The organism is Erwinia oleae (assembly GCF_000770305.1).
Lineage (GTDB): Bacteria > Pseudomonadota > Gammaproteobacteria > Enterobacterales > Enterobacteriaceae > Erwinia > Erwinia oleae.
Genome location: NZ_JNVB01000105.1, coordinates 1 through 9298 on the forward strand (window position 1 = coordinate 1; position 9298 = coordinate 9298).

General features: G+C 51.8%; 10 protein-coding genes. 4 read left to right on the forward strand and 6 right to left on the reverse strand.

The window, feature by feature from the left end; genetic code table 11:
• The coding region (locus GS12_RS21165; protein WP_034950576.1) for a DUF3251 domain-containing protein at positions 1-321 on the forward strand (321 nt) is incomplete at its 5' end.
• A 43-nt stretch (positions 322-364) separates the two neighbouring features.
• On the opposite strand, the gene secF is transcribed toward GS12_RS21165, so the two are convergent.
• The 5 genes from secF to GS12_RS21190 all read right to left on the reverse strand — a co-directional run bounded on the left by secF (position 365) and on the right by GS12_RS21190 (position 5072).
• Positions 365-1333, reverse strand: a complete 969-nt coding sequence (secF, locus tag GS12_RS21170; protein ID WP_034950578.1) for a protein translocase subunit SecF — start codon at positions 1331-1333, stop codon at positions 365-367.
• A gap of 10 nt (positions 1334-1343) precedes the next feature.
• On the reverse strand, positions 1344-3191 hold the full coding sequence (gene secD, locus GS12_RS24870; RefSeq protein WP_072032281.1) for a protein translocase subunit SecD: 1848 nt from the start codon (positions 3189-3191) through the stop codon (positions 1344-1346).
• A gap of 26 nt (positions 3192-3217) precedes the next feature.
• Positions 3218-3550 (reverse strand): preprotein translocase subunit YajC, encoded by a 333-nt coding sequence (gene yajC / locus GS12_RS21180; RefSeq protein ID WP_034912731.1) that lies wholly within the window; start codon positions 3548-3550, stop codon positions 3218-3220.
• Between the two features lie 24 nt (positions 3551-3574).
• Positions 3575-4699, reverse strand: coding sequence for a tRNA guanosine(34) transglycosylase Tgt (tgt, locus tag GS12_RS21185; RefSeq protein WP_034912728.1), 1125 nt, complete (start codon positions 4697-4699; stop codon positions 3575-3577).
• A 118-nt stretch (positions 4700-4817) separates the two neighbouring features.
• A complete protein-coding gene (locus GS12_RS21190) occupies positions 4818-5072 on the reverse strand; it encodes a hypothetical protein (RefSeq protein WP_034950581.1) in 255 nt (84 codons plus the stop codon).
• A gap of 128 nt (positions 5073-5200) precedes the next feature.
• On the opposite strand from GS12_RS21190, the gene GS12_RS21195 reads away from it, so the two are divergent.
• On the forward strand, positions 5201-6298 hold the full coding sequence (locus tag GS12_RS21195) for an acyltransferase family protein (protein WP_034950583.1): 1098 nt from the start codon (positions 5201-5203) through the stop codon (positions 6296-6298).
• A 196-nt stretch (positions 6299-6494) separates the two neighbouring features.
• Here the strand turns inward: GS12_RS21195 and queA are convergent, their stop codons facing one another.
• Positions 6495-7565, reverse strand: coding sequence for a tRNA preQ1(34) S-adenosylmethionine ribosyltransferase-isomerase QueA (queA, locus tag GS12_RS21200; RefSeq protein WP_034950589.1), 1071 nt, complete (start codon positions 7563-7565; stop codon positions 6495-6497).
• 137 nt (positions 7566-7702) lie between these two features.
• Here queA and GS12_RS21205 point away from each other — a divergent pair, with 137 nt between their 5' ends.
• Positions 7703-8284, forward strand: coding sequence for an ACP phosphodiesterase (locus GS12_RS21205; protein ID WP_034950586.1), 582 nt, complete (start codon positions 7703-7705; stop codon positions 8282-8284).
• Positions 8285-8466: 182 nt separating this feature from the next.
• Positions 8467-9069, forward strand: a complete 603-nt coding sequence (locus GS12_RS21210) for a peroxiredoxin C (RefSeq protein ID WP_034912718.1) — start codon at positions 8467-8469, stop codon at positions 9067-9069.
• Positions 9070-9298: the final 229 nt, after the last annotated feature.

The following is a 9298-nucleotide window of genomic DNA, read 5'->3' on the forward strand; positions in this document are numbered from 1 at the left end:
CTGCTACACAGTCAGGCCGGTGAACTTCGTCTGTCGCTGAGCGATATTGATGGCGAAGCCAACGGGACGCGCGCGGTGTTGCACATCGGCGCGACCAATGGAAAGCCGGTTCCTGCTTTTGATGCACAGATTGAATGGGGTGAACTGGATAGCGCAACAGGGAAACCGCTGTCGGCGCAAAGTAAGCCGATACGCGTTACGCCCCCGCTGCTGCCGCAAAGCGACGTTACCGTTTCTCTGCATTTGACCACGATCGCTCCCGACCAACTGGGCTACGTGCGCATTCACAACATTGTGGTGCAAACGCCTTCAGCACCTTAAAAAAAACGCCGCGATTGCGGCGTTTTTTATTCAGTTATGATGATTACGGCAGGATTGAAGGCTGATCGGCGCCTTCTTTCTCAACCTTCTGCTGAATAATATGTTCACGCTTCATACCCAGCTTCAGCGCCAGCGCCGAGGCAACGTAGATTGATGAGATCGTACCAATTGATACGCCAATCAGCATGGTCAGCGAGAACCCTTCCAGCAACGCGCCGCCGAAAATAAACAGCATCAGCACCACAACCAGCGTGGTCGCCGAGGTCATAATGGTTCGGCTTAGCGTCTGCGTCAGAGAGACGTTAAAGATTTCGTAAGGCGTGCCTCGACGAATTTTGCGGAAGTTCTCACGAATACGATCCGATACCACGATGCTGTCGTTCAGCGAGTAGCCGATGACCGACATCAGTGACGCAATAATGGTGAGATCGATTTCAATATGGAACAGCGAAAGGATGCCCATGGTGATCACCACATCGTGCGCCAGCGCGAGTACCGCCCCGAGCGCCAGGCGCCATTCGAAGCGGAAGCCGACGTAAATCAGGATGGCAATAAGCGCAACCAACAGCGCCATACCGCCCGCCTGCGCCAGATCGCCGCCCACGCTTGGCCCTACAAACTCGATTCGCTTAACGGTAGCATTCTGCTGGGTTGCCTGGCTGATGATACTCACCACCTTGCTTCCCAACTCCTGACCGGCATTGCCCTCAGCGGGCGACATGCGAACCAGCACGTCGCGGGCGCTGCCGAAGTTTTGCACCTGCGGCTCGGCGAAGCCCGATTTTTGCAGCGCGTCGCGCAGATTATCCAGTTCGGCTGGTTTTTCCAGAGTAATTTCGATGACCGTACCGCCGGTGAAATCCAGGCCCCAGTTAAAACCCTTAATGCCCATGATCGCCAAAGAGGCGATCAGGAGCAGGCCGGAAAGGGAGAAGGCCAGTTTATCCCAGCGCATAAAGTCATATACTTTACGCCCGTAGTTTAATTGTTCAACGCTATAGTCCTGTGCCACAACGCACTCCTCAGATAGACAGCTTGTTAATGCGTTTGCCGCCGTACAACAGGTTTACGATGGCGCGGGTGCCGACAATGGCGGTGAACATCGAGGTTGCCACACCAATTGCGGTGGTGATGGCAAAGCCTTTAATCGAACCGGTGCCCACGGCGTAAAGGATAATCGCCGTAATCAGCGTGGTGACGTTGGCATCGATGATACTGGAGAACGCACCTTTATAACCTTCATGAATCGCCTGCTGAACAGATCGTCCGTTCTTCAGCTCTTCCTTGATACGTTCGTTGATCAGCACGTTCGCATCCACCGCAACCGCCAGCGTCAGTACGATACCGGCGATACCCGGCATGGTAAGCGTGGCGCCAGGCAGGAGCGACATGATACCCACAATCAGCACCAGGTTGGCAATCAGCGCCGTGGTGGCGATCACGCCGAACTTACGGTAGTAAACCACCATGAAGACGATGGAGGCGATCAGGCCCCAAAGACACGCTTCCAGACCCTGGGTAATGTTCTGCTGTCCCATGGTCGGGCCGATAGTGCGCTCTTCAACAATCTGAATCGGCGCAATCAACGCACCGGCGCGCAGCAGCAGCGAGAGCTGGCGTGCTTCATTCGGATTATTAATACCGGTGATGCGGAAGCTGTTACCGAGACGCGACTGGATATTCGCCACGTTGATCACCTCTTCCTGCTTCGCCAGAATGGCTCTGCCGTTCGCGTCCTTCTTGCCGCTGTCTTTATATTCAACAAACAGCGTCGCCATCGGCTTACCGATATTGTCCTTGGTGAAGTTGGACATGGTGTTGCCACCGGCGCTGTCGAGCGAGATGTTAACCTGCGCCTGCCCGTACTCGTCCTGGCTGGAGGTGGAATCGGTAATATGATCGCCGGTCAGAATAACGCGCTTAAACAGCGTTACCGGCTGTCCGTCACGGGTATTTTTTACTTCTGAATCACCCGGTACGCGGCCGCTGGCGGCAGCATTCGGATCAACCGTAGTATTCACCAGACGGAATTCCAGCGTAGCGGTCGCGCCTAAAATTTCCTTCGCACGCGCGGTATCCTGAATACCCGGCAGCTCAACCACGATACGGTCGGCCCCCTGACGCTGCACCAGCGGCTCAGCCACGCCGAGCTGATTTACGCGGTTGCGCAGGATGGTTATGTTCTGCTGAACGGCATATTCACGCGCTTCACGCAGCCTGTCATCGGTCATTACCGCACGCAGCAAATTACCGCCGGCGCTGTTGATCACCAAGTCACGGTGGCGTCCGGTCAGATAGCTCACGGCATCGTCGCGCGCCTGCGCATCGCGGAAACGGATTTCCATGCCATAGTTATCGGTTTTGCGGACGTTGGTGTAAGGAATGCTTTTGTCACGCAGATCGCTGCGCAGGTTGTCGATATTCTGCTCCTGAAGCTTGCCCAGGGCAGTATCCATATCCACTTCCATCAGGAAGTGCACGCCGCCGCGCAGATCCAGGCCCAGCTTCATCGGCTCAGCGGCCAGCAGCGTGAGCCAGCGTGGGGTGGCTGGCGCAAGGTTAAGGGCGACGACATAGTCTTCGCCAAGCACTTTAGTGATGGCATCGCGGGCGCGAAGCTGTACGTCACCGTTGGCGAATCGCGCCATGATGGCGCCATTTTCCAGCGCCAGCGATTTGCTCTGGATATTTTCTTCTTTTAAGGCGGTCTGAATCTGACCCAGCGTTTGTTCACTGGCGGCGCTTCCGCGCGCACCAGTCACCTGAACAGCCGGATCCTCACCATAGAGGTTGGGGAGCGCATAGAGCAGGCCGACGATCAATACGACGGCAAGCATAATGTACTTCCACAAAGGATAACGGTTTAGCACGGCAATTCCCTTCGGGAAAACAAAAATTAAAGCGCCTTCATCGTACCTTTCGGCAGAACGGCAGCCACGAAATCACGTTTGACGACAACTTCATTCGTCTCATTCAGCGCGATGGTTACATAACCGGTATCAGAAACTTTGTTCACGCGTCCCACCAGGCCGCCCGTGGTCAGCACTTCGTCACCTTTCGCGATGGAATCCATCAGCTTTTTATGATCTTTCGCACGTTTCTGCTGCGGACGCAGGATCATAAAATAAAAAATCAGGCCAAATACCACCAGCATGATGACCAGTGAATAAGGACTTCCCTGTGACGGCGCGCCTGCGGCAGCCACTGCGTCAGAAATGAACAAGCTCATTAAATTTCCCTCATTGTTTAATTATCAGTCGTTTAAAGGCGGAACCGCCTTGCCCGTCCGGTCATAGAATTCGGTAACAAAGTGCTCTAATTTACCCTCTTCAATAGCCTGACGTAAACCCGCCATCAGGCGCTGGTAATAGCGCAGATTATGAATCGTGTTCAGCCGCGCGCCCAGAATCTCATTGCAGCGATCGAGATGATGCAAATAGGCACGGCTGTAATGACGACAGGTATAGCAATCGCATTCGGCATCCAGCGTGGATACGTCGTCTTTATATTTGGCGTTGCGGATTTTCACCACGCCGTCGGTCACAAAAAGATGGCCGTTACGGGCGTTACGCGTCGGCATCACGCAGTCAAACATATCAATGCCGCGACGCACGCCCTCAACCAGATCTTCCGGTTTACCGACGCCCATCAGATAACGCGGTTTATCTGCCGGGATCTGTGGGCAAACGTGCGCCAGAATACGGTGCATATCCTCTTTTGGCTCGCCGACCGCCAGGCCGCCCACAGCGTAACCATCAAAGCCGATATCTACCAGCCCTTTCACGGAGACATCTCGTAAATCTTCGTAAACGCCGCCCTGAATAATCCCGAACAGCGCGTTTTTATTTCCCAGCGAATCAAAGCGATCGCGGCTGCGCTGTGCCCAGCGAAGCGACATCTCCATCGAGCGTTTGGCGTAGTCCCAGTCGGATGGATAAGGCGTGCATTCGTCGAAGATCATGACGATATCGGAGCCGAGATCGAACTGTATCTCCATCGATTTTTCAGGATCGAGAAAAATGGCGTCGCCGTTAATCGGATTGCGAAAATGCACGCCCGCTTCGGTGATCTTACGAATGTCGCCCAGGCTGAACACCTGAAAACCGCCGGAATCGGTGAGGATCGGCCCTTTCCACTGCATAAAATCATGCAGATCGCCATGCAGCTTCATGATTGCCTGGCCCGGACGCAGCCAGAGGTGAAAAGTGTTGCCCAGAATAATCTGCGCTCCCGTCTCCTGCACCTCTTCCGGCGTCATGCCTTTTACCGTGCCATAGGTGCCGACGGGCATAAAGGCCGGCGTTTCCACCACGCCGCGCTCAAAGATCAGACGTCCGCGACGCGCGCGTCCGTCAGTGGTATCAAGTTCAAACTTCACGTTGCCTCCACCAGAGAAACAGTCTGATGATTAGTAAAAAGGAGCGCATTCTATCAACCGTTGAAGCCGCTACACAAGCCAGCCCGCGAAGTTAGCGTTTATATCACGCATACAGCTTTCAGCCTTTTTGTGTCACGATTCCGGCACAAATTTGGCACACCTGAATGACTGGCCACTTGTCATCCAACATCGTCTGGATCATCAGCGTCACCCTGCCGATGATGATCACATCTTCCTGCGCGCCGCCTGCAATCGCATCGCCGTTCCTTGTTACGATAACGCAGCCCATCAGCTTGCCCGTGTCTGCCTCGCCGAATAATTCACAGGAAACACTGTATATAATTACATAAATGTAGGTGAGGCTATCACTCAATCACCTCCTCGTTAACTCCAGCAATTTTTCATAACTAATAACATCAATGGCTTAGATTTAAGGAGCAATTCATCAGGAATTTAGTTAACTTTTGCTTTAGAATAAAGCTAAAGATTTGAGGGTTGGCAATGAAAAGAAAGGTCGTTTTCGCTAACAGCCTTCGTGGTCTGGCAGCTGTGTCTGTGATGATAGCGCACCTTTGCGCAGTATATTTCGACAGCAACGCTTACATTTCCGGAAGGCTTGGGTTTGAACGTATCACAAGCACTTCAAATCACTCATTTATCTGGTTCTGCAATAACGTTTTCAACATTGGCGTAATCGGTGTCGCCGTGTTCTTTTTGATAAGTGGATTCGTTATTGACTACTCACTGAAAAAGTTAAACACAGGCGATTTTCTTACTCAAAGATTCTTCAGAATATATCCTACCTATATATTCTGTCTCGCATTGTGCCTGGGATTGATATGTGCGTTTAATATGTTTTCGCATGGTGAGCTACCTGATTACTTAGACGCTAAATATATCATCTCTAACTTTCTCTTAGTCAATCAGACCGTTGGCATTCCTGATATTAACTTTGTAAGCTGGAGCCTTTCCGTCGAGTTAAAATTTTATATTTTAATGGCTTTAATGTACAGGATCCCTGAAAAAAACAGGCTCACCGCTACCTTGGCGATGTCTCTGGTTTTATGTGTTTTTTACTTAATTGTGCACGGTAGTTACGGCGGAGGCTATCTTGAATTTTTTTTGCAGGACTTTAAATATTTACCATTTATGCTTGTTGGATTTTATTTAAACAGGGTGTTTGAGAGGAGTTGCGGCTCGGTTTCAGGCATTAGCTTTATAGTGTTTAGTTGCTCTATTTTCTTTACTACTGAATTAATTTCAGATAACGTCCTTATTAAAAGGATAGTGGTTGTAAATTATGCCATTGCGATAATATTGTTCGCAACCTGTTATCTGTTTCGAGAAAAATTCAAGAGCGGCTTGCTGTTAGATTTCCTTGCAAATATAAGCTATCCGCTCTATTTAATACATTCTGTTTTGGGATATTACTCTATAAATATTATGATGAGGCTTGGGTACAGTTTCTCCCTGTCATTTTTCGTTGCTGCTTCATTGTCAATTATTTGCGCTTATTTGATTCATCTCACCATAGAAATGCGCTCTTTACAACTGGGGAAACGGGTTGCCAGCCCGCCCCCTGCTAACTTGATTAAATAAAAGTTAAGTAGATAGTGCTCATTCTGTAATGTAAGTAATCGAAGGTTGTGTGAAGACACCCGTTTTAGTTCCAGCGCTTTTTGCGGCCCCGGCAAAGATTGGTGTTGTTATGCCGGAAGATCTCTAAATGTGAATGGCACAATTATGCGGGATACTTACAATTAAAATTTCCACCGCAGGATGCGGCGGAATAAAATTAGTCGCCCACCCGCTCGTCGACCGCCTGCGGATTATGGGTGATGAACATGGCATCGCCATAGCTGAAGAAGCGGTACTGCTCCGCCACGGCCTGCTGATAAGCATGTAATGTATTGCGGTAGCCGGCAAAGGCGGAAACCAGCATGATCAGCGTCGATTCCGGCAGGTGAAAATTGGTCACCAGCGCGTCAATCACCTGATAGCGATAGCCCGGATAGATAAAAATTTTCGTATCGTCAAAGAAGGGGGCAATCAGTGCATGCTCTGCCGCCTGCGCCGCGCTCTCCAGCGAGCGTACCGACGTGGTGCCGACCGCAACCACGCGCTTGCCGCGCGCTTTACAGGCAAGCACCGCGTCAACCACCTCCTGCGGCACTTCAGCGTATTCGGCATGCATAATGTGATCTTCAATGCTCTCCACGCGGACTGGCTGGAAGGTGCCCGCGCCAACGTGCAGCGTGACAAAGGCCGTTTCAATACCTTTCTCACGCAGCGCAGCCAGCAGCGGCTCATCAAAGTGCAAACCGGCCGTGGGGGCAGCCACCGCGCCGGGACGCTCGCTGTAGACGGTCTGATAAAGCTCGCGGTCGGATTCTTCGTCAGGGCGATCAATGTACGGCGGCAGCGGCATATGACCGATGTCGTTAAGAATATCAAGCACCGGACGCGGGTCGTCAAAATGCAGTTCAAACAACGTATCATGGCGTGCAAACATGGTCGCTTTAACGCTTTTATCATCGCCCAACAGCAGTTCTGCTCCGGCTTTCGGCGCTTTAGAGGCGCGAACATGCGCCAGTACGCGCCGATCGTCGAGCATACGCTCAATCAGCACCTCAATCTTTCCACCGCTGGCCTTGCGGCCAAACACTCTTGCCGGAATGACGCGCGTATTATTGAATACCAGGAGATCGCCCGGATTCAGCTTGTCCAGCAGATCCGTAAACACGCCGTGCGTCAGCGCGCCGTCAGGGCCGTTAAGCGAAAGAAGACGGCAGCCGCTGCGGCTGGCCTGCGGATAACGGGCAATCAGAGATTCTGGCAATTCAAAGGAAAAATCGGCAACGCGCATCATTATTTACAGTTCGGGAAATCAGGGCGCACATTCTAGCTGAAAAACACGCGTATCTAAACATTCGCCGTCATTCCCGCTGCAATAATGCAACGGTGCCGCTAACACACCGTCCAGACAGGCGATATACTCGCAGCATGAACTTTCTTGCGCATCTTCACCTGGCCACGCTTGCTAACAGTTCCCTTACCGGCAACCTGATGGCGGATTTTGTTCGTGGCAACCCTTATGCTGACTGGCCTGCCGATATCGTGGAAGGCATTTTGCTGCACCGTCGTATTGATGTGATGACCGACTCGCTACCCGAAGTGCTGGCGGCGAAACGCTATTTTCGCGCAGAGACGCGCCGCGTCGCACCCATCACGCTGGACGTCGTATGGGATCACTTTCTTTCCCTGCACTGGGACACACTGCATCCTGCCCTGCCCCTGCCTCGTTTTTTGGCGCAGGCGCAGGCGGTAATCCGGCCCGACCTGCCCGGCACGCCGGCGCGCTTTCAGAATCTGAATCGTTATCTGTGGCGTGAGCGTTGGATGGAACGCTACGCAGAAGCGGTTTACCTGCAACAGGTGCTGTCAGGCATGGCCAGCCGACGGCCCCGGCTGGCGGCGCTTGAAGCGTCCTGGCAGGATTTCATTGATAACTATCAGGTGCTTAATGATTTTTTCTGGCAGTTCTATCCGCGGATGATGGAACTTGCTACGCAAAAAAAACTTTGAGAGCATGCTGCCGCTTGCCCTTTCGCTAAAAACGGGTATTGTATAAAGCAACTTTGAAAATACAGTATTTTCGATAGGTTAAACCTATCTGAGCAATCGGTCTCTCCGGCTGGTTCAAGGATGGACGCCACACGTATACTTGCGTCCTGTTTTATTCACAAACCACTTTTACAGGAGTAAACATGGTCCTGGTAACTCGTCAAGCCCCTGATTTCACTGCCGCCGCCGTACTGGGCAACGGTGAAATTGTCGATAACTTTAACTTTAAAAAACACACCGCCGGTAAAGCCGCCGTTGTGTTCTTCTGGCCAATGGATTTTACCTTTGTATGTCCATCTGAGCTGATCGCCTTCGACAAGCGTTACGAAGAATTCCAGAAACGCGGCGTTGAAGTTGTGGGCGTTTCCTTTGACTCTGAGTTCGTTCATAACGCATGGCGTAAAACCCCTATCGAAAAAGGCGGCATCGGCGAAGTCAAATACGCCATGGTTGCTGACATCAAACGTGAAGTTCAGAAAGCTTACGGCATTGAACATCCGGATGCTGGCGTTGCGCTGCGCGGTTCATTCCTGATCGATCAGGCGGGTGTCGTTCGTCACCAGGTGGTTAACGATCTGCCGCTGGGCCGTAACATTGACGAAATGCTGCGTATGGTTGACGCGCTGCAATTCCACGAAGAGCACGGTGAAGTTTGCCCGGCACAGTGGGAAAAAGGGAAAGAAGGCATGGGCGCGTCTCCGGACGGCGTTGCCAAATTCCTCTCTGAGCACGCGACAAAGCTGTAATTCCGCGTCCTCATTCAAGACCCGCTTCGGCGGGTTTTTTTATGCCTGAAAAATGCCTTTCCCGCCTGATTCTTGCTTTATAACGCCTTGCCCCTTCCTTCACCCACCCTCGCTTTATAACGTTTTTAACAGCCTTTCCTGGGAATTACCCTATTTTTTGTTTCTATATTGGAAACACTAACAACTTGCTTTATGGTGTGGGAAAAAATAAGGATAAGCCTCTCATGTC

Excerpts from the sequence above, each read along its gene's own strand:
- queA (WP_034950589.1), bottom strand. The coding sequence starts at position 7,565 with ATGCGCGTTGCCGATTTTTCCTTTGAATTGCCAGAATCTCTGATTGCC.
- GS12_RS21205 (WP_034950586.1), top strand. The coding sequence starts at position 7,703 with ATGAACTTTCTTGCGCATCTTCACCTGGCCACGCTTGCTAACAGTTCC.
- GS12_RS21195 (WP_034950583.1), top strand. The coding sequence starts at position 5,201 with ATGAAAAGAAAGGTCGTTTTCGCTAACAGCCTTCGTGGTCTGGCAGCT.
- yajC (WP_034912731.1), bottom strand. The coding sequence starts at position 3,550 with ATGAGCTTGTTCATTTCTGACGCAGTGGCTGCCGCAGGCGCGCCGTCA.
- GS12_RS21210 (WP_034912718.1), top strand. The coding sequence starts at position 8,467 with ATGGTCCTGGTAACTCGTCAAGCCCCTGATTTCACTGCCGCCGCCGTA.